We start from the raw sequence: 20,425 nt of genomic DNA, 5'->3' as shown, positions 1-20,425 counted from the left end.
CCCACCTAGTGAGTGGAGAGGCCGACGACCAGCATTGCGAGAAAGACGAGGAAGCCGCAGGTCCGGTTCGAGCGGAACAGCCTGAGCGCAAGGGCGCCGTCTTTGGGGTCGGCGCGGAGTGCCTGGTTAATGAGGTGCAACGCCGCGGGTGCGAGCGCCAAGAGCGCGAGCCAATCGGACCGTACCGACCAGATAGCGGCGCTCCAGAGGAGAAGCGCGGCGGTGTAAAAGAGGCCGACCCCGAGCGGTGCTTTCTCTCCGAGCCTTCTCGCGGACGATTTCACGCCGACGAGCGCGTCGTCCTCGATATCCTGGATCGCGTAGAGAGTGTCGTAGCCGATCACCCAGGCGAGGCTTCCGAACCAGAGGAGGAAGGGCGTCCAGCCAAGGCTTCCCGTTGCGGTGGGCCAACCGACCAACGCCCCCCATGAGAACACGAGCCCCAGCCATGCCTGCGGCCACCAGGTGATCCGCTTCATGAAGGGGTAGGCCGCGACGGGTATGACGCTGACCAACGCCACGGTTGCTGCAGTGAGGTTTAGCTGAAGCAGTACGATGAGCCCGATCATGCAGAGCAGCGCGATCAGTAGCCAGGCGGACCGCAAGGAGACGCGGCCGCTCGCCAACGGTCTGAGGCGGGTGCGTTCGACGCGCTTGTCGAGATCCCGGTCGACAATGTCGTTGTACACACAACCGGCGCTCCGCATCGCGAACGCGCCGAGCGCCAGCCACAAGAACAGGTCCCAGCGTCCGCCGACGCCCGCCAGCGCAACGCTCCACGCGCACGGCCAGTAGAGCAGCCACGTTCCGATCGGCCGGTCCAGCCGCATCAACGATGCATAGGGCCTGAGCCGCGGCGGGAGCGCGCCAATGAAGCCGATGCGTTCGCTGTCGGGGACTATGTCGGTAGTGGCGGTCACGGCTGCACCTAAGTAGGACGTGGCGATGCCCGCAACCCCTGCATGGCCGCCCAAGAGCTTGCCCCGTCTGTTCGTTCGTCAGCCGCTGAGCCAAGGGGCGACCGTCGAACTCGACGGCGGTCAGGCCAATTATCTCGGCAATGTGATGCGCTTGAAGGAAGGTGGCGAGTTGCTCGTCTTCGACGGAAGCTCTGGCGAATGGCTCGCGCGCGTCGCTGAAGCCGGGAAGAAGCGCATGACGCTTTCTGTGGACCGGCAGACGCGGGAACCGGAGGTGATCCCGGATGTCTGGCTGGCGTTTGCGCCGGTCAAGCGCACGCAGACGGACTGGCTGGTCGAGAAAGCCACCGAGCTGGGTGCGATGCGACTGATCCCAGTGATGACGCAGCGAACCGTCGCGGAGCGAGTGAAGCTGGAGCGACTCGAAGCGATTTCCATCGAGGCAGCTGAGCAATGCGGCCGAACGCGCCTGCCAGACATTGCAGAGCCAAAGCAGCTAACCAAATTGCTCGAAAGGCGCGATGTGAAACGCACCCTCTATTTCGCTGACGAAGGCGGCGGGGAGCCCCCCTCATCGGCATTTAAGCTAGGCCCGGCGATCATTCTCACGGGGCCGGAAGGCGGCTTCACGGATGAAGAGCGTGCCCGCATCCGTGCCGCGGAAAACAGCATAGCGATATCGCTCGGGCCCAGGATCTTGCGCGCCGAGACGGCGGCCTTGGCGGCCCTAGCTGCGTACATGACGGTAGCGGGCGACTGGCGGCCATAAGAGCTCTTGTTGATGTCATAAGTTGAGAAGTGCTGGCGCCTCTCGCAGCCCATCGCTAGGGCCCGCCCAACATGACGCAGCGTACTGACAATGGGGGTGACAGCCCGCCGATTGAGAGCCGAGACGATCTCCTGTCGGTGTTCGCCGGCGGGGAGAAGGCGCGCGAGAAATGGCGCATCGGCACGGAGCACGAGAAATTCGTCTATCGCGAGTCCGATCACCGGGCGCCGAGCTACGACGAGCCCGGCGGCATCCGCGACCTCCTGAACGGGCTGACCGAGTTCGGGTGGCGGCCGGTCGAAGAAGGCGGCCACGTGATTGCGCTGACCGGCCCCGACGGCACGATCAGCCTGGAGCCAGCGGGGCAATTCGAGCTTTCGGGCGCGCCGCTCGAGAACCTTCACCAGACCTGCTCGGAAGCTGCCCGCCACCTCGATCAGTGCAAGGCGGTCGGCGACCGGCTTGGGCTTGGCTTCCTTGGCATCGGCATGTGGCCGGACAAGACACGGGCCGAACTGCCGATCATGCCTAAGGGCCGTTACGCGGTCATGCTTCGCTACATGCCGCTAGTCGGTAGCCTCGGCCTCGACATGATGCTTCGCACCTGTACCATTCAGGTGAATTTGGATTACTCGTCAGAAGCCGATATGGTGAAGAAGTTTCGTGTAGGCCTGGCGCTTCAGCCGGTCGCGACGGCGCTCTTCGCCAATTCGCCGTTCACCGAGGGCAAGCCGAACGGCTACAAGAGCTTCCGCAGCCACATCTGGGAAGACACCGATCCGGACCGCACCGGTATGCTGCCCTTCGTGTTCGAGGATGGTTTCGGCTACGAACGCTACTGCGACTATGCGCTCGATGTGCCGATGTACTTCGTCTACCGCGACGGCAAGTATATCGACGTCGCCGGGGAGAGCTTCCGCAGTTTCCTCGAAGGCAAGCTTCCCCAGCTGCCGGGCGAGAAGCCGCGGCTGACCGACTGGACCGATCACCTTTCGACTGCCTTCCCGGAGGTACGTCTTAAGAGCTTCCTCGAAATGCGCGGCGCCGACGGCGGACGCTGGAGCCGCATTTGCGGGCTGCCCGCGCTCTGGGTCGGGTTGCTCTACGACGATCAGGCGCTCGACGACGCGTGGGATCTCGTGAAGCATTGGACGATCGAGCAGCGCGAGAAGCTGCGCCATGACGTTCCGAGGCTGGCGCTCGATGCAGTGACTCCGGACGGTGAAACAATGCGTGATTTCGCAGGCCGAGTGCTCGACGTCTCGGCCGAAGGCCTTACGCGCCGAGCAAAGCTCAACAGCGCGGGCGACAATGAAGGCGGATTCCTCGATCCATTGCGCGATGTCGTGACAACAGGCATGACGCCTGCCGATCGCTTGTTGGACCGCTTCAATGGCCCTTGGAACGGCGACGTGTCCCACATCTATGAGGAATTCAGCTTTTGATGGACATGCCAGCCAGTCGCCGCCGCTCGCTCTATCCCGAGATAGAACCTTATGAGAGCGGTCACCTCGACGTCGGCGAAGGCCACAGGCTCTACTGGGAACTGAGCGGCAATCCGAACGGCAAGCCGGTCGTCTTCCTGCACGGCGGACCGGGCGGTGGGTCCAGCCCCGATCACCGGCGGCAATTCAACCCAGAGAAGTACAAGATCCTCGTGTTCGACCAGCGCGGCTGCGGGAAGTCGACGCCCTATGCTAGCCTTGAAGCCAACACGACCTGGCACCTGGTCGACGACATCGAGAAGTTGCGCACGCAGGTCGCGAAGGTGGAGAAGTGGCAGGTGTTCGGCGGAAGCTGGGGCTCGACGCTGGCGCTTGCTTATGCCGAGACACATCCCGATCGCGTCACCGAGCTCGTGCTCCGCGGCATCTTCCTGTTCGACCAGTACGAGATCGACTGGATGTACAAGGAAGGCGGCGCTTCGCAGGTCTATCCCGACAAGTTCGACGAGTTCTTGGCGCCGATCCCGGAGAGCGAGCGCCACGACGTGGTCGAGGCTTATCGCCGGCGCCTGACCAGCAGCGACAAGAACGAGCAGCTGACCGCCGCCAAGGCGTGGAGCAAGTGGGAAGGCGATATCGTCACCCTGCTGCCGAGCCCGTCGACCATCGAGCACTTCACGAGCCCCGACGTTGCGGTGGCCGTGGCGCGAATTGAGAACCATTATATGGCGGCACATGGTTGGCTCGAGGAAGGCCAGCTGCTACGTGACGCGACGAAGCTGAAGGGTATCCCCGGCGTCATCGTCCAAGGTCGCCATGACACGTGTACGCCACCGGTCGCGGCCTGGCGGCTGAAGCAGGCCTGGCCCGAGGTCGAGCTGAACATCATTCCCGATGGCGGGCATCTGTTCAGCGAGCCTGGCGTGCTAGACGGCTTGATCCGCGCGACCGACAAGTTCGCAGCATAAAATCACGTTCGGGGGCGGCGCGATGAAACAGAACGCCGCTCAGACCAACAGGCATCCTACCAGCCTTTACGTCCTGGCGGGGACCGAGCTTGCCGAGCGCTTTTCCTATTATGGGATGACGGCGCTGCTGCCGCTGTACATGGTCAAGCAGCTGCTGTTGCCCGGCCATGCAGAGCATGTCGCGGGGCTCGCCGCACTGAGGCATGTCTTCGAGTTTCGCGGTGCCATGTCGGACGCGGCCTTCGCATCGCTCATCTACGGCTGGTATTCGGGCCTAGTCTATTTCACGCCATTGATCGGCGGATGGATCGCGGATCGCTGGATCGGCGCGAAGCGCGCAGTGGCCCTAGGCGCGATCCTGATGACTGCAGGTCATCTCGCGATGTCGCTTGATAAGACGTTCCTGCTCGCTCTGCTGTTGCTGATTACCGGCTCGGGTTTCCTCAAGGGGAACATCTCGGCACAGGTCGGCAAGCTCTACGCGCCTGAAGCGGATTCCATGCGCGAGCGCGGGTTCACGATCTTCTCCACCGGCATCAATATCGGTGCGGTCGCCGGTCCCATCGCCACCGGTTCCGTTGCTTTGATCTTTGGGTGGCACGCAGGCTTTTCGCTGGCCGCGGCGCTCATGTTCCTCGCGCTGATCATCTTCTTGGCCGGTTCGCGATATCTGCCAAATCCAAGTGCCGTGAAAACCGATCGCGAAGCACTTCCGCCACTGACGAGCGAAGAGAGAAAGCGCGTCGGCTACATCGTCCTGCTCATTGCGCTGCTGATCCCGGTCAGCATTTCCTACCCGATGATCTGGAACATCGGCGTCATCTGGGTCGATCAGCGCGTCGACCTGATCTCTCCATTCGGCGCCGTTCCCGCGAGCTGGTTCAACTCCGTCGACAGCTTCGCGAGCGTGATCTCGGCGCCATTTCTGGTGTGGCTCTGGGCGTGGCAGGCGCGACACCATCGCGAGCCACGCAGCATGTCGAAGATTGCGATCGGCGCGTTGATCACCGGGGTTTCCGCGTTCATCCTCGCGGTCGCTTGCCTGATGGCGGGCGCGGGCAAAGTGCCGGTCATTTGGCCCTTGATCTGCTGGTTCGGAATGGGCCTCGCCTTCATGTGGTACTGGCCGGTGACGCTGGCGATGGTCTCCCGAGCCGCTCCCACCAAGCTCAACTCGACTTTGGTCAGCGCGTCGTTCCTCGCTTTGTTTTTCGGCTCGACGATCATGGGCTGGGTCGGAAGCTTCTACGACCAGATGAGCAATGCCGCCTTCTGGACGCTTGATGCTGCGATCGCACTAGCCAGCGCTGTGGTGATCGTCCTGCTCAAGCGGCCGATGACGCGCGTGCTCGAACGGGAGGCCGGACGCGATCACTCGCCTGGATGATATACTCGCTCGGTATGGCCCTTGAGCTGCTCCGGATAGAAATAGACGTCGCGCAGATTGCCTGAAGCATAGCGCTGCGCTTCGTCGTTGAAGTGCGGCGACGCGGGATTGCCGCTTTCGCCACCGGCAGTAACCGCACGCGCGCGCACCTGCTTCCCGAATTCGACAACGGCGACGAAGCTGTTGCCGTAGTCGCCGTACCAGCGCTTGGTCCCGTCACGCGGAAGCGAACGAACGGACGCGAGGGACCCATAGCTGCCATCAGCGAACGGCACGGGAATGCTCGGTGCAGCATCGCTGTAGGTCGGGTTTTTGATCGCGTTCGAAATACGCTGGGCGCGATTGATCTCCCCCCACGGGACGTTCCACCGACCAAAGTCGCGCTCCAGCCGGGCAACTGCATCAACGAGAGCCTGCACCTTCTGCTGCGGCGTCGTGTCCCGGGCGAGACGCATCATCTTCTTGTTGCCGGGCTCATCCGCCGGATTCTTGATCAGCTGACGGAGCGTATTGCCCCACACCATCGCCAGCGACTGCGGGACAGACTCTGCTCTCCAGCGGAAATCCCAGGAACGAAGTGCAGCGATCTGGGGGGCAAGCTTAGCGCGGCGCGGATCGCTTTGGGGGAGTCCGTCATAAGCTTGGATCAAGGACGGGATCAGTACGGCGAAACCCGGCTGGAAGCTGTCGTAGGCAGCGGACTGCAATTTCTCGCGCGTCCATCCGCCGCTGCCTTCAAGCATCTTCAGCGCGTGAATGCCGCGCCAGTTCTCTCCGTCCATGTCCATATATCTCGGAAAGCGCGCCTCGTTCGCGCTGTTCGAACCGGCTGCACGATAGGGCCACGTGTTAGTGTTCTGCACCCAGCCGTTCGGCGGATTGACGACGCTCGGCAACTCATTCAGCGCATGCAGTCCGCGCCAGTCCGTCGCGGGGTCGCTGCCGTCCACGGGCTTCGTGTAATCGAAGCGATTGTCGCGGCGCGGGATGAACTGCGGGTGGAGATAAGCGATCTCGCCCTTGCCGTCCGCGAAGATGGTGTTGTTGGAACTGTTCGCCTTCAGCTCCGCCACGCGCAGGAATGACGTGAGGTCTGCCGCCTTCGTACGCAGGAAGCTTTGCTGCAACGCCTCGACCGGCTTGTCCATCATCGCGAAGGCAATCCACTTGCCATTGTCTGAGCGCACGATGGGGCCGTGCTGCGTACGCCATGTAGTAAAGGTGCGAGACGCCAAGGCGCCGTCAGCGCCTCTGTAGCGGATGGTGACGGCACGGATTGTGACAGGGCGGCACTCGGCACCGAAGCGATAGCAATAGCCCTTCCCGCGACGCTCGACCTTCTCGGCAAACTCATCGACAGAATCGACACCGCTCGACGTGTGCATCCAGCCGATGTGCGGGTTGAAGCCCTGGTAGATGAAGAACTGCCCCCAGGTCGCCGCCCCATAGACGCTGAGGCCTTCGTCGCTCGTGACCTGCTGTTCCGAACGAAAGTACCAGCTGGTGTGCGGATTGATCAGCAGCAGCGCTCCGCCGTTCGCCGTGATCTTCGGCGCGATCGCGATGCCGTTCGACCCCTGCCGTTCGCGCCATGGCATGGCTGCGGCGGCGATCGGCCTTTTCGAATAGAATGCCTTCAGCTGGTCGAGGTCGATGCGCTCAATGTCGCCCCCGATACTGCCTTCTGTGAAGCTCAGCGCCATCCAGGGCTCGAAGTGCGTGAGCACGCGCGGATGTACGTTCGGGTGCGTTGCAAGATAATAGTTCAGTCCGTCCGCCCACGCGTCCATCAAGCGGCGCATCGACTGCGGGCTTCGCCAATAATCGGCCTTCAGCTCAGCTTCGCTGACATAAAGGCGCGCGCGCAGGTCCTGCCAAATCGCCTTCTCGCCATCCGATTCTGCGGTGCGCCCAAGGTTGGTCAAATAGTTCGCTTCGATGCGCGGAAAGTCGTCTTCAGCCTGCGCGTAGATCATTCCGAAAACCGCATCGGCGTCCGTCTGGCCATGCACATGCGCAATGCCCCAATCGTCACGCGTGATTGTCACTCTCGCGGCCTGATCTCGCCATTGCGCGAGTTCGAGTGGAGAAGCGGCAGTTAGGACGAACAGAAGCGGCAGTAAGGCCGCGGCGGGAGCTTTGCGCATTTGCGCGCTTCTAAACGCGCCATCCCGACCGTCCAGCTTGACTTTGCCGGACCCGAGCCAGAACCCCTCGTTAGGGGAGATCTCGCATGCGCTTGTTGTTTATCGCGTTTCTGCTTTCGTTGGTTGCTGCAGCACCGCCGGGTGCGTCGGACGGAGAGCACCGCGTCAAGACGAGTGACGGTGTCGAGTTGTGGTACCGCGTGGCGGGCGTTCAACATGGCGTTCCACTGCTCTTCCTTCACGGGGGTCCGGGCGAAGGCAGTCAGGCAATGCAGGCGCTCGGGGGACCTGCGCTCGAAAAGCGCGTGCGCATGATCTATCTCGACCAGCGCGGGTCCGGGCGTTCCGAGCGACCGAAGGACTCAAAATTCTATTCGCTGGCACTGCTGGAATCCGACATCGACGCCGTTCGGCGGCAGCTTGGCGTCGAGAAGCTGATCCTTCTCGCGCACAGCGCCGGGACGCCGATCGCCCTCGATTATGCGGCCGATCGTCCCGAGCGTGTCGCGGGTCTTGTCCTTACCGGTGCCGTTCCTGATCTGCCTGCCGTCGTCGACGGTCTGTGCGGTCGCGTGCGCGCCGTACGTCCTGAGCGATATGCAAAGGCGGTCGCCGCCGCAGAGCATTGCCGAAAGTGCAATCCCTTCGCAGCATTCAGCGATGACGAGCGACAGGCGTTCTTCGATTCCAACATGTTCCCGGATGCGCAGGTGCGGCAGCGGGTCGGCTGGCTCGATCACATTCCCGGCATTGCGAACAGCGGAGAGATGGGCGGAGCGCTCTTCAGTCAGGGGCTGTTCGATTATCGGTTCAATCGTCCCGAGCGGATCACCATGCCATTGCTGTTCATTGCGGGGGGACGCGACTTCCAGACCGCCATCGCGCCGCAGCGCGCTCTAGCAGCGAAGGTCCGGAATGGCCGCGTGATCGTCTATCCGGATGCCGGCCATTTCATGTTCGCGGATGAGCCGGAGCGCTTCGCTGCGGACGTCGCGGAATTCGTCAGCCGCACCTCACGTTAGGCGTCCGGCAGCGCCTGCTTCGCCTCGCCCCATCCCGCGAGCAGCTTCGAACTCGCGCGGTCGAGCAATTCTTGAGCATCGCGCATGCTGAAGTGATGGCCGCTCTCATACTTGTCGAGTTCGCTCCAGGCGACCGGCGCTGACACGGGGGCGCCTTCGCGTGCCCGGACCGAATAAGGCATGACTGCCGTCGCGCCGCGCTGGTTACGGAGCCAGTCGAGGAAGATGCGGCCCTTGCGCTGCACCTTGCGGATGTTGGCGGTGAACGTGTCAGGCTCAGCTTCGGAGATCGCTCGGCTGAAGCGCTCGGCGAAGCTTTTCACCGTTGGCCAATCCTTCGATGCGTCGAGCGGAACGACGACGTGAATGCCCTTGCCGCCCGACAATAACGGGAAGCTCCTCAATCCCAGATCTTCGAGCAGGGCCTTGAGCCGCACCGCGGCAGCTTTCACCTTGTCGAAGTCCAGCCCCTCATCTGGGTCGAGGTCAAACACCAAACGGTCCGGATATTCTACCTTGTCGATCTTGCTGCCCCAGCCATGGAATTCGATCGTGCCCATCTGCACGCTCGCGAGCAGGCCCTTGATGTCGTCGAAATAGAGATAGTCTTCGACTGACCCATCGCTCTCCTCGATTGGGATTTGCTTCACGTGCGGGCCGAACGTTCCCTTGTCGTGCTTTTGGAAGAAGCATTCGCCGGTACGGCCGCCGGGGCAGCGGATCAGCGTCATCGGCCGCCTGGCCGCGTCGATCATGATGAGCGGCTCGATGGTCGCGTAATAGTCTGCGAGGTCCTTCTTGGTGAGGCCCAGTTCCGGGAAGATGACCCGTTCCGGACTGCTGATCTCGATCTCGAAATCCTCCGCCGTCGCGGCGGCCGACTTCTTCTTTTTCGACGACTTGGGCTTGGTCTGCTTTGTCACTTTGTCGGTGTCCTGCGGCACTTCCTTGACGACGTCTTTGGCCGGCTTGTCTTCGCGAAGACCCATGAAGCTCGGGTGCCTCAACACGCCGTCATCCGTCATTTCGGCGAACGCGATCTCCGCGACCAGTTGAGGCTTGAGCCAATGCGCGCCCTTGCGATCGGGGCGCGGAACATCGACGGCCGCCTTGTCGGTTTCGAGCGGCCTCATACGCTCCATCAGTTCCTGGATCAGCTTCGCATTGAAGCCGGTCCCGACCTTGCCGGCGTAACGGAAATGATCGCCGTCGCGCACGCCGAGGAGCAATGACCTGAAGCCGATGCGTCGGTCGCTCTCGGACCATCCGACGATCACGAATTCCTGGCGCTGGATGCATTTGATCTTGAGCCAACTCCGGGCGCGACTGCCTTTGTAGGGCGCATCGGCCTTCTTCGAGACGATGCCCTCGCCGCCCTGCTTGCACATCGCCTCGAACATCTCCTGTCCGCGGCCGATGATGTGGTCACCATAGATGATTGGCGGGGACACGCCTTCGAGCAGCGACGCGAGCCTTTCCTTGCGTTGGATCTGCGGCAGTTTCTTGATGTCCTCGCCGCGATCAACGAGCAGGTCGAAAGCATAGAAGACCAGGTTTGCACCCCGCTGATCCTTCAGCGTTGACTGCAAGAGCTGGAAGCTAGGCTTGCCCTTGTCATCGATCGCCACTGCCTCGCCGTCGATCAAGCAGCCGGCCGGGAGTTTCGCTGCGGCCTTCACCAGCGCCTTGAACTTGTCGCTCCAGTCGAGGCCATTGCGCGTCCAGGCCGTGGCGACGCCATCGCCAACCGAGAGCAGCAAGCGATAGCCGTCATATTTATATTCGTGGATCCACGAATTGCCGGTCGGCACTTCGTCCACCAAGGTCGCGAGCTGCGGTTCCTGGAACGGTGGCGGCGCCTTGCTTGCGGACTTTTTCGCACGGCCGCCCTTCTGTCCGCCGCGGTTCGAGCGCCATACGTCCTCGCCCGCAGCGATCTCAGCCATCGTTCGGCCGGTCGTCACGCTGGTCACGCAATTGTCGACAAGCGCGTCACCGTCGCCCGCATCGGCGAAATCGTCCGTGACTTTCTTCAGCATCCACGGCTCTGCCTTTTCGCCGGGGCGCGGTTTAAGGCGAAACATCACCCACTCACCCTTCATCCGCTCGCCTTCGAGCGTGAAGTGGAGGTGACCTTCTTCGATCGTCTTGCTCGGATCCTTGCTTGGCTCAGGAATCCAGCGGCCCTGGTCCCATAGCATGACCGTACCGCCGCCATATTCGCCCTTGGGGATCGTGCCCTCGAACCCGCCGTAATCGAGCGGGTGGTCCTCGGTGCGCATGGCGAGGCGGTTCTCGCCGGGATCGAGGCTGGGGCCCTTCGGCACCGCCCAGCTCTTCAGGACGCCGTCGAGTTCCAGCCGGAAGTCCCAGTGCAGCCGCGACGCATCGTGCTTCTGGACGACGAAGCTGTCGCCCTTGCCCTTAAGCTTGCGGCCGCGCGGCTCCTTCGTTTTCGAGAAGTCGCGCTTGCGGTTGTAGGTCTCGATATCGAGCGGCGCTCGTGGGGGCATAACTACGCCCTTTTACGTGCTGGCGCCCTTGCCGGTTCCTTCTTGGCGGTCGTCTTTTTCGCGGCGGCCTTCTTGGGCTTCGAGTCCTTGGCGTCAGCCTTGCCCTTCTTTTCGTCGCCAAGGCTCTTCTTCAGCGCCGCCATCAGATCGATGACGTTCGAACCCTTGGGCGGGCCGGCATCCGCGTCCGGGTCCTCGATGATCTTCTCGCCCTTCTTCTTTTGCTTCTCTTCGATCAGGCGATGCAGCGCGTCGACGTAGCGGTTATGGAACTCGTTCGGATCGAACTCACCTGCTTTTCGCTCGATCAGCATGGACGCCATGTCGAGCAGATCCGGGTCGGGCTTGTGATCGCCGATGTCGCGGAAGAAGCCGGTCGCCTTGTTGACCTCGTCCGCATAGCGCAGCGTCTCCAGGACGAGGCCGCGGTCGAAGGGCTTCAGTGCAACGACATATTCCTGACCGCGCATCGCGAGCTGTCCGACGCCGATCTTGTTCGCGGCCTTGAGTGCGTCACGCAGCACGACATAAGCTTCCTCGGCCAGGTCGTCGGCCGGGACGACGTAATAAGGCTTGTCGAAATACATCGGGTCGATGCCGTCGTCGTCGACGAACTCGACCAGGTCGAGCGTCTTGCGGCTCTCGAGCTTGACGCTCTCGATCTCCTCGGGGTCGAGCAGGACATAGTGGCCCTTGGAGACCTCATAGCCCTTTACGATCTCGTCCTTGTCGACCGCGCCGATACCCGGAACCACCTTCTCATATTTGATCCTCTTGCCCGAAGGCTCGTGGACCTGGTGGAACTGGATTTGCGCGCCGCTACGGGTCGCGGAGTAAAGCTCGACAGGGATCGATACCAGCGCAAGCCGGATTTGCCCTCGCCAGATCGGTCGTGCCGCCATGCAATCGTCTCCTTCGAAACCGAGGCGATTCAATTCATTGCAGTACCGACTCGTTCCTTGTCGAATCTTTCAACGTGCGGACGAATGCGGCGACGTTCCCGCCTTGGGACGCGAGATCGACGATGGCGGAGCCGCAAATCACGCCCTTGGCGCCTGCGGAAAGGGCCGCGCGGACATGCTCGGGCGTGGAGATTCCAAAGCCGAATACGGGGGGCGGTGCATCGACAGCTTCCAACCGTCGGACAAGTCCTGCGTTGAACTCGCCACCTGCGTGCGTGCCCGTGATGCCGGTACGGCTGACACAATAAATGTAGGCTTTCGAGATGCCGGCGATGCGGCGGAGCGTCGCGTCCGGCGTGTTCGCGGCGGCGATCAGCACCGGTTCGATGCCGCTTTGCTGCATCGCCTGTACGACCGGCTCCGCCTCGACTGCGGGAACATCAGCGATGAGCAAGCTATCAACACCGGCTTGCGCAGCGTCTCGCATGAAGCCCGGGCGCGCCATCACGATATTGGCGTAGGTCAGGATCCCGATGGGCACGTCCGCATGACGAGCCCTGAATGATCCGATCAGCTCGAAACAATCATCGACTCTGACGCCTGCAGCCAAAGCGCGTTGCGCTGCGGCCTGAATGACCGGTCCGTCAGCAACGGGATCTGAAAAGGGAATGCCAAGCTCGACCATATCGGCGCCGCCTTCGACCACCGCGTCGAGCAATCTTGCGCTGGTCTGCAGATCGGGATCGCCAAGCATCAGGAACGCTCCGAAGGCGCCTTCTCCCGCCAAGCGCTCGAACATTGCGGCGTAGCGGCTCACGAGAGTAGCGCCTGCGCTTGTGCCACGTCCTTGTCGCCTCTCCCCGACAGTCCGACGAGTATCGCGCTCTCCGGTTCCGCCAGCGCGAGCTTCAGCGCTTGGGCGAGCGCGTGTGCGGATTCGAAGGCGCATAGGATGCCCTCGCGTTGTGCGAGCAATCGAAAGGCGGACAGCGCTTCGTCATCGGTGACCCCGACATAGTTGACGCGTCCGCTGTCCTTGAGGTGCGCATGTTCGGGGCCCACCGCGGGATAGTCCAAGCCGGCCGACACGGACCAGGTGTCGGTAACCTGCCCGTCGTCATCCTGCAGAATATAGGTCTCTGCGCCGTGAAGAATGCCGGGTGTGCCGCGCAGCAGCGTTGCGCCATGTTCGCCGCCATCCAATCCCTTCCCCGCCGCTTCGACGCCGACTAGCCGAACGTCATCATCCAGGAAGTCCGCGAACAGACCAATGGCGTTTGAGCCGCCACCAACGCACGCAACAACAGCGTCCGGCAAGCGTCCAAGCTGTTCGATGATTTGCGCCCGCGCTTCGCGCCCGATGACGCGCTGAAATTCGCGGACCATTGTGGGAAAAGGATGCGGACCAGCCGCGGTGCCAAGCAGATAATGCGTGTTCTCAAAGCTCGCCGACCAGTCGCGCAGCGCTTCGTTGATCGCATCCTTAAGCGTGCGCCCCCCGCTTTCGACGGGCACGACCTTCGCGCCCATCAGCTCCATGCGAAATACGTTGAGCTGCTGTCGCGCAACGTCTTCCGCACCCATGTAGACGACGGTTTCGAACCCGAGCAGCGATCCCGCAATCGCGGTTGCGACGCCGTGCTGGCCCGCGCCAGTTTCGGCAATGAGCCGCGTCTTGCCCATGCGCTTGGCAAGTAGCCCTTGCGCAAGAACCTGATTGGTCTTGTGAGCGCCGCCGTGCAGCAAATCCTCGCGCTTCAGGTAAATGTTGCCCGGCAAGTTACGGCAGCGAGTCAGCGGTGTCGGGCGTCCCGCATGATTGGCGAGCAGACCATTCAATTCCTCGACAAAGGCGGAATCTTCTTGCGCGTCGAGAAAGGCTGCCTCGAGCTGCTCGAGTGCGGGCACCAGGATCTCGGGAACATAGCAGCCGCCGAAGCGGCCAAACCGGCCGTTCAGGCGCATGCGCGCATCTGCTGGCGGCAACCGGGGCGAAGCGTTTCGAAGAACGCAGCAATCTTCTCGGGCGACTTGCGGCCCGGCCGCTGATCGAGCGCAGAACCGACATCGATCGCATAACCACCAAGATGCTGGGCAGCGCGCGCGTTGTGCGGACCGATGCCGCCCGCAACCACAGCGCGGCTCAGTTGCGGGTGCCTTTGTATCTGGGTCCAGTCGAACATCTGCCCGCTACCGCCGTCAGCATTGTCGAACACCAGCCGATCTCCGCCACGACTGTTCAACGACTCCCGCCCGACGCTGAGCGCCGTCCAGATCTCGCACCCGCCGCCAAGTTCGCGTCGGAGTGAGCGGACATATTCGACGTCTTCATGACCGTGCAGCTGCACCGCGTGCAGGTTGAGCAAGGTCGCCATGTCCGTGACGACTCCAAGCGGTGCATCGCGGAACACGCCGACCGGCAGCATGCCGGCTTGGCGAGACGTTCCGGCCAGCGGCGCGGCCTCCGGTGCCGTGACATGGCGGGGACTTCCAGGCACGAACACGAAGCCTGCGAAAGCCGCCGGCCGGGCGGCGCGCACGTCGGCACCGCAATTCAATCCGCACAGTTTCGTGCGGCCAAAGATCAGTTCGCGAGCGGCCTGGGCAGGGTCGCTCGCCCGCATCAACGATGACCCGATCAGGAACCCATCCACCTGCCCTGAGAGCCTGTCTACATCGCCGCGGGAGGAAATTCCGGACTCGGATACAAGCACCCGATCCGGCGCTAGGCGAGCGAGGCGCTCGGTCGTGGAAAGATCGATGCTAAGATCGCGCAGGTCGCGGTTGTTGATTCCGATCAGAGGGCTGCCGAGCGCTATCGCCCGACACATTTCGCGCTCGTCATGGGCCTCGACGAGCGCATCCATGCCCAGCCGCCTCGCTTCGCCAATGATTTCCCGCGCCTGATCGTCGTCGAGCAGGGACATCATGACTAGCACGGCGTCCGCTCCGGTGAGCCGCGCTTCGACCACCTGCCGTCGGTCCATGAAGAAATCCTTGGCGAGGATCGGCCCCTCGAACTGCGCCCGGGCGGCCGCCAAGTCGCCTAGCGATCCGCCGAAGAATTCACGGTCGGTCAGCACGCTGAGCGCATCGGCTACTCCGTCGTAACCGCGAGCGAGCGATGCAGGATCAGCATTCAGGCGGATGGCTCCCCCCGATGGGGACGCCTTCTTGATCTCGAGGATGAAGCGGGCACCTGGCTTGGCGAGCACTTGCGCCAAGCTTCGGCTCGTCGGTCTCGCTCGGGCACGAAGCGCGTCGAGAGATACGTCAGCGAAGCGGGTGCGCAGCTCGTCCTGCTTGGCAGCGGCAATCTTTCCGAGCACTCCGATCGGACTAGCCACGGCTCGCCTCCACGAAGTTGGCCAGAAGCTCGTTCACACGTCCGGATCGAATGGCGTCGACCGCATGGGCGACGCCCTCCTTGAGGTCGAGCGCACAGCCGGCCGTCATCAGCAGCGCACCCGCATTCAGCGCTACGACCGCCGTATCGGCTTCACCCCCGTGACCGGCGAGCAACGCGCCGAGCCGCCGCGCATTCTCCTCGGGGGAGCCGCCGGCGATCTGCTGCAGCGGCATGCGCTGAAGTCCGGCCTGTTCCGGCGTGATTTCGAGCTCGTCGATCTCATCGGCGATAACCGAGATCGCGCGGGTGAAGCCGTGCAGCGCCACTTCGTCGAGGCCGCAGCCGTGAACGACCAGGGCGCGCTCCACCCCTAGCGCCTGCAGTGTCTCCGCAATCGGCCGCAACAGCTTCGGATCTGCGACGCCCAAGAGCTGCACCTTCGGCCGGGCGGGATTCAGGCAGGGCCCGAGAAGGTTCATGATGGTCCGAACCTTGAGTGCTCGACGGACCGGACCGGCGTGAGCAATGCCCGGGTGATATTGGGGCGCAAGCAGGAAGCAGAAGCCGGTGCGATCGAGGATCTCGCGCGATTCCAGCGGCGTGAGGTCCAGCCGGGCACCGAGGGCTTCGAGGACGTCCGCAGACCCGCACTTCGACGTGAAGGATCGGTTGCCGTGCTTCACCACCGGCAAACCGCACGCGGCGGCAACCAGTCCTGCCGCGGTCGAAACGTTGATCGATCCCGAGAAGTCACCGCCCGTCCCGCAGCTGTCGGCAAACAGATAGGCAGGAGTCGGAAACGGCTGCGCGGCGATGCGCAGAGCTTGCGCCGCCCCGATCAGCTCATCGGCGGTCTCGCCTTTGACGCGAAGCGCGACAAAGGCGGCCGCCATCAGTGGCTCACTGAGGCTGCCCTCGACGATACGGCCAAACAGCTTTCGTGCTGCTAGGCGGTTGAGGTCCTTGCCGTCGAGAAGCTCCGCGATCGCGGTCTCCGCTTCCGGATCCGACGCGGTCGGAGCAGCGGCAGCAAGGCGCGGAAAGGGCAGAATCTGAGTCATGAATTCACCTGAAACAAAAAAGCCCGCCGGTTGGCGGGCGGGCAGTCGATGATCGTTTGGCTAGTCGATCAGTCGCGCCATCGCGCCGCATACGTGTGCCCGCGCCACCAAAGGTGAGCGGTCGTCGTCGCGGCGATGGCGTTCAGGTGCGTCATGCGAATCGCAAAGTAAGGCAAGGTCTTAACTCGGGTCAAGCCGCTTCACGGGTTGACGCTTTGAAGCCGCATGGGCATCTGAGCCGAAGCGAGCGGGTGTAGCTCAATGGTAGAGCAGAAGCCTTCCAAGCTTACGACGAGGGTTCGATTCCCTTCACCCGCTCCAAAATTCGACCATCCGGGGGATGGATGAATTTTGAAGCGCCCGTAGCGCAGCTAAGGGGCGACACGCGTTTCTAGCGCGTTGACACATCAACCCCGCGCCGCCATGTGGCGCGCCTGCCTGACCTCGTGGAGAGGTGGCCGAGTGGTTAAAGGCAGCAGACTGTAAATCTGCCCGCGCAAGCGTACGCTGGTTCGAATCCAGCCCTCTCCACCATTTCAAAATCGGTGTTTCTGCCGTTTTCAAGGTGTGCCTGCTGATCTGTCATCGCTCTTGCCAAGCAATCCAAAATTGATAGCGTAACAATGCGAGCGGGGCTCGGCCGCGCGCGAAGGGGCACAAGTCGGTTTTGGTCGCGTGCGTCGGACGCTACCGGGCAAATCCTGCCGTTGCCTGATCAGAAGCCGGTTCAATCCGGACTGTGCAACGGGGGATTCATGCCAGCTAATCAACTGACCGGCGCGACCGCGCCCTTGGCCAACGGCAACTTCGTCGACGCCATTTTCTCCGCGGACGGATCGCGAATGTACGCTGCCTCCGCAAATGGAGTCTCCGTAATCAATGTGGCTACGGGAGAAGTTCTCGCAACATATCTAACCGGAAGTCCCGTGCTCGGCCTCGATCTTTCGCCGAACGGAAATTACCTCGCCGCTGTAGGCATGAGCGCGCCGGGCGGTCTCGGCCAGCTGTACCTGATCAACGTTAGCGACGGGAGCATCACGGGTTACTCGCTGCCTGGTACAGCTGCACTCAACGATGTTGCATTCCTTGCCGATGGGTCCCTGATCGTCTCTCAACAGGTCGACGCACCCTTGGTCGTGTTCAACGTTCAAAATCAAACGTCCTACAATGCGACCGGCGTAATCCCTGCCTATTCTGTACTGACACAATCCGCCGACGCGAACTTCATCTTGGCGCAGCCGCACACGTTTACCTGGCCGCTATACGCTTATGACCTGCGCACGCACGCGTCATACGCAGTCAACACTAACGATCCTTATGCCGGCGCGGCCACGGGAGGCCCGGATCGTGCTGTCGGGGCGGTTTCTCCCGACGGCAGCATCGTTGTTCAAGGATCGAGCCTGCGTGTGTACGATGACAAGCTTCAGCTCGTCACTAACCTGGGAGCTAAGTTCCCGTACTTGGCCTATGCCTACGGGCTGACATTTAGTGCCGACGGCGCGAGCCTCTACATCCCGACGCACGATGGCCAAATCGTTCGGGTGGACACGACGACGTGGGACGCGATTGCTTCCTTCTCTATCGGCGCAAGTCCGGTGGCTCCCGAGACTGAATCAGGTCCAACGACCGGCTTCGGGGATGTGATTCAGCTCAGCCCAGATGGGCACCATGTTTCCGTCATCACGACAACAGGCATTCAGCTGGTCGATTTATCCGTGGCGACGCCGCTTGGAACCCCGGAGAGTGATAATCTTGGCGGGTCAGGTACTTTCTACAGTTTCGGGGGAGATGACGTGCTCACGGGCTCCGGCTCGTCCAAGTTGTATGGTGGTCAAGGCAACGACACCTACTACGTCATTGGCTCGAACGACCAGGTCTTCGAATACACTGGCCAGGGCGTGGACACTGTTCACTCCACTCAACCTTACGCGCTGACTGGGAACATTGAAAATCTGGTGTTGGACGGTTCCGCGGCGATCGACGGAACGGGCAACGAATTGAACAACACCATCACCGGGAACGCTGCGGCGAACACTTTGACCGGCGGATTTGGCAACGACCATGTCCAAGGGGGCGCAGGGAACGACAGTCTGGTCGGCAATGGCGGCGATGACTGGCTAGAAGGGGGCGCAGGAGCCGATGTTCTGAATGGCGGTGTAGGCAATGACCTGATCGACGGCGGGGACGGCATTGATACGGCATCATATGCATCTACCTTTTATGGAGCCTATGCGAACGTAACCGTCAGTCTCGCGATCAGCGGAGCGCAGAACACTGGTTCCGGAGGAACCGACACTCTCGTTAACATCGAGAACCTGACGGGCACCGAGTACAATGATTTCCTCACCGGAAACTCGGGAGCCAATGTCATATCGGGCGGCAGCGGCTTTGACGTAATCAGTGGAGGGCTGGGCGCGGATACGCTCATTGGCGGTGATTGGACCGATAGTTTTGTCGACACGGCTGCTGGTCTGAACGGCGACACGATCACGGACCTGACCACCAAAGAGCGAATCGTCATCACTGATGCGTCTCTGGCCAATTTTGCCTTCAGCTTGGCGAACGGCATCCTGACCTATTCTGGCGGGTCGATCAACGTCGGCACTCAAGTCCAGGCATTTACGGCGAGTGCTGCTCCCGAAGGCGGCGTTCAGCTAACTGCAGTGCCCGCCGGTGTCGTGTCCATCGATGAAATTGCGAATGAACTGACGACGGGTTTCTGGGGCGGCGAGTCACACCATTTCAATGTGACGCAAGGCGGCAGCATTAGTGTCGACATCACCACCCTCAATCCGACTGAACAGAATCTCGCGAGGAACGCCTTATCCCTATGGAGCGATATCCTGGGCATCAACTTTCAGGAAGTGTCGAGCGGGGCGCAGATCACATTTGACCATAGTGAGGAGCCGGATGGACCAATTGCCGCGACAGACGCAACTTGGTCAGACGGGATTACAACGTCAGCACACATCCAGATTTCGACCTCGTGGGTGAACGATTACGGCACGGGCCTTACGGGTTATAGTTTCCAGAGCTACGTTCACGAGGTTGGCCATGCGCTCGGTCTCGGTCACTCGGGCGATTACAACGTCGACGCGGCGTATCCGACGGACGCCATGTTCGTGAACGACGGTTGGCCTGTAACCGTCATGTCCTACTTCAGCGGGCAAGAAAACAGCTACTTCTCCAATCTCGGCTTCTCGGCAACCTATGCGGTCACTCCAATGCAGGCTGACATTGTAGCCTTGCAGTCGTTGTATGGGCTGTCGGCCAACGTGCACGCGGGAGACACGACCTACGGCTTCAACTCAAATGTTGGAGGCACGTTTAATCCGAGCGCCTCCCTGAGCGTGCTCTTCACGATATACGACACGAGCGGCATCGATACCCTAGATTACTCAGGCTACAATGGTGGTCAGCGGATCAACCTCAATCCGGAAAGCTTCTCTTGGGTCAATGGGGTTCTACCCAACCTGTCGATCGCGCGAGGCGTCATTATCGAAAATGCGATCGGCGGATCCGGAGATGACATCATTAGCGGAAATTCGGTCGATAACGTCATCATCGGCAATTCTGGCGCCGACACGCTGACGGGCGGTGCCGGCAACGACACGTTCCGAGATACAATCGCAAACCACAATGGCGACACCATCGTCGATTTCAGCGACAGCGACAGGATCGTCTTCACTGACGCGACGCTTGCCAGCTTCACGTTTAGTTTGACGGACGGCCTTTCGGGCATTGCCCTTGCCTATACCGGTGGCTCGCTGACGCTTGCTCGCATGCCCCAAGGCAGGATCATCGCCAGCGCTGCGGCCGGCGGCGGGGTACAGCTCACGGTCATTCCGGATGTCCCGGCCCACGACTTCAACGGTGACGGGTTGAGCGATGTGCTGTGGCGCAACCAGGCGGGGACGTTCCAGGAGTGGCTGGGACAGCCCA

General features: G+C 61.9%; 14 protein-coding genes and 2 tRNA genes. 8 read left to right on the top strand and 8 right to left on the bottom strand.

Translation table 11 applies throughout. The features are described from left to right. Positions 1-5: 5 nt before the first annotated feature. On the bottom strand, positions 6-920 hold the full coding sequence (ubiA, locus tag AC4GYV_RS00080) for a 4-hydroxybenzoate octaprenyltransferase (protein WP_491098616.1): 915 nt from the start codon (positions 918-920) through the stop codon (positions 6-8). Positions 921-945: 25 nt separating this feature from the next. Here ubiA and AC4GYV_RS00075 point away from each other — a divergent pair, with 25 nt between their 5' ends. The 4 genes from AC4GYV_RS00075 (at position 946) to AC4GYV_RS00060 (ending at position 5,489) form a co-directional block, all read left to right on the top strand. Next, complete coding sequence (locus AC4GYV_RS00075; protein ID WP_491098615.1) at positions 946-1,689, top strand: 16S rRNA (uracil(1498)-N(3))-methyltransferase; 744 nt, start codon at positions 946-948, stop codon at positions 1,687-1,689. Between the two features lie 71 nt (positions 1,690-1,760). Then, a complete protein-coding gene (locus tag AC4GYV_RS00070; protein WP_491098614.1) occupies positions 1,761-3,134 on the top strand; it encodes a glutamate--cysteine ligase in 1,374 nt (457 codons plus the stop codon). 5 nt (positions 3,135-3,139) lie between these two features. Continuing rightward, a complete protein-coding gene (gene pip / locus AC4GYV_RS00065) occupies positions 3,140-4,102 on the top strand; it encodes a prolyl aminopeptidase (protein ID WP_491098613.1) in 963 nt (320 codons plus the stop codon). A gap of 22 nt (positions 4,103-4,124) precedes the next feature. Further along, positions 4,125-5,489 carry a peptide MFS transporter gene (locus tag AC4GYV_RS00060; protein ID WP_491098612.1) on the top strand — a complete coding sequence of 455 codons (1,365 nt, stop codon included), beginning with the start codon at positions 4,125-4,127 and terminating at the stop codon, positions 5,487-5,489. Here the strand turns inward: AC4GYV_RS00060 and AC4GYV_RS00055 are convergent. Continuing rightward, positions 5,474-7,636 (bottom strand): penicillin acylase family protein, encoded by a 2,163-nt coding sequence (locus AC4GYV_RS00055; protein WP_491098611.1) that lies wholly within the window; start codon positions 7,634-7,636, stop codon positions 5,474-5,476. The genes AC4GYV_RS00060 and AC4GYV_RS00055 overlap by 16 nt on opposite strands. An 86-nt stretch (positions 7,637-7,722) precedes the next feature. On the opposite strand from AC4GYV_RS00055, the gene AC4GYV_RS00050 reads away from it, so the two are divergent. Continuing rightward, positions 7,723-8,658 carry an alpha/beta fold hydrolase gene (locus AC4GYV_RS00050; protein ID WP_491098610.1) on the top strand — a complete coding sequence of 312 codons (936 nt, stop codon included), beginning with the start codon at positions 7,723-7,725 and terminating at the stop codon, positions 8,656-8,658. Here AC4GYV_RS00050 and ligD read toward each other — a convergent pair. Genes ligD through trpD form a run of 6 tightly spaced genes read right to left on the bottom strand, consistent with a single transcriptional unit; the run spans position 8,655 to position 16,483 of the window. Beyond that, positions 8,655-11,171 carry a DNA ligase D gene (gene ligD / locus AC4GYV_RS00045; RefSeq protein WP_491098609.1) on the bottom strand — a complete coding sequence of 839 codons (2,517 nt, stop codon included), beginning with the start codon at positions 11,169-11,171 and terminating at the stop codon, positions 8,655-8,657. The two genes, AC4GYV_RS00050 and ligD, sit on opposite strands and share 4 nt — an antisense overlap. A 2-nt stretch (positions 11,172-11,173) precedes the next feature. Then, entirely contained in the window at positions 11,174-12,073 is a 900-nt protein-coding gene (gene ku, locus AC4GYV_RS00040; protein ID WP_491098608.1) for a non-homologous end joining protein Ku, read from the bottom strand. Between the two features lie 34 nt (positions 12,074-12,107). Beyond that, complete coding sequence (gene trpA / locus AC4GYV_RS00035) at positions 12,108-12,890, bottom strand: tryptophan synthase subunit alpha (protein WP_491098607.1); 783 nt, start codon at positions 12,888-12,890, stop codon at positions 12,108-12,110. After that, a complete protein-coding gene (trpB, locus tag AC4GYV_RS00030) occupies positions 12,887-14,038 on the bottom strand; it encodes a tryptophan synthase subunit beta (protein WP_491098606.1) in 1,152 nt (383 codons plus the stop codon). Before trpB ends, trpA begins: the two co-directional genes overlap by 4 nt. Next, entirely contained in the window at positions 14,029-15,420 is a 1,392-nt protein-coding gene (gene trpCF / locus AC4GYV_RS00025) for a bifunctional indole-3-glycerol-phosphate synthase TrpC/phosphoribosylanthranilate isomerase TrpF (RefSeq protein WP_491098605.1), read from the bottom strand. Before trpCF ends, trpB begins: the two co-directional genes overlap by 10 nt. After that, positions 15,413-16,483, bottom strand: coding sequence for an anthranilate phosphoribosyltransferase (trpD, locus tag AC4GYV_RS00020; RefSeq protein ID WP_491098604.1), 1,071 nt, complete (start codon positions 16,481-16,483; stop codon positions 15,413-15,415). The genes trpCF and trpD overlap by 8 nt, the downstream gene beginning before the upstream one ends. A gap of 247 nt (positions 16,484-16,730) precedes the next feature. Here trpD and AC4GYV_RS00015 point away from each other — a divergent pair. The 3 genes from AC4GYV_RS00015 to AC4GYV_RS00005 all read left to right on the top strand — a co-directional run. Continuing rightward, positions 16,731-16,804 (top strand) — tRNA-Gly (locus tag AC4GYV_RS00015). Positions 16,805-16,931: 127 nt separating this feature from the next. Beyond that, positions 16,932-17,017, top strand: a tRNA-Tyr gene (locus AC4GYV_RS00010). A 443-nt stretch (positions 17,018-17,460) separates the two neighbouring features. Further along, the coding region (locus AC4GYV_RS00005) for a M10 family metallopeptidase C-terminal domain-containing protein (RefSeq protein WP_491098603.1) at positions 17,461-20,425 on the top strand (2,965 nt) is incomplete at its 3' end.

Source organism: Sphingomonas sp. SP4 (assembly GCF_058313375.1).
This window is presented reverse-complemented; position numbering and strand designations above follow the sequence as displayed.

Coding starts and splice junctions, on each gene's coding strand:
- pip (WP_491098613.1), top strand. CDS start 3,140: ATGCCAGCCAGTCGCCGCCGCTCGCTCTATCCCGAGATAGAACCTTAT.
- AC4GYV_RS00050 (WP_491098610.1), top strand. CDS start 7,723: ATGCGCTTGTTGTTTATCGCGTTTCTGCTTTCGTTGGTTGCTGCAGCA.
- ku (WP_491098608.1), bottom strand. CDS start 12,073: ATGGCGGCACGACCGATCTGGCGAGGGCAAATCCGGCTTGCGCTGGTA.
- trpD (WP_491098604.1), bottom strand. CDS start 16,483: ATGACTCAGATTCTGCCCTTTCCGCGCCTTGCTGCCGCTGCTCCGACC.
- AC4GYV_RS00055 (WP_491098611.1), bottom strand. CDS start 7,636: ATGCGCAAAGCTCCCGCCGCGGCCTTACTGCCGCTTCTGTTCGTCCTA.
- AC4GYV_RS00060 (WP_491098612.1), top strand. CDS start 4,125: ATGAAACAGAACGCCGCTCAGACCAACAGGCATCCTACCAGCCTTTAC.
- ligD (WP_491098609.1), bottom strand. CDS start 11,171: ATGCCCCCACGAGCGCCGCTCGATATCGAGACCTACAACCGCAAGCGC.
- AC4GYV_RS00070 (WP_491098614.1), top strand. CDS start 1,761: ATGACGCAGCGTACTGACAATGGGGGTGACAGCCCGCCGATTGAGAGC.
- trpB (WP_491098606.1), bottom strand. CDS start 14,038: ATGCGCCTGAACGGCCGGTTTGGCCGCTTCGGCGGCTGCTATGTTCCC.
- AC4GYV_RS00075 (WP_491098615.1), top strand. CDS start 946: ATGCCCGCAACCCCTGCATGGCCGCCCAAGAGCTTGCCCCGTCTGTTC.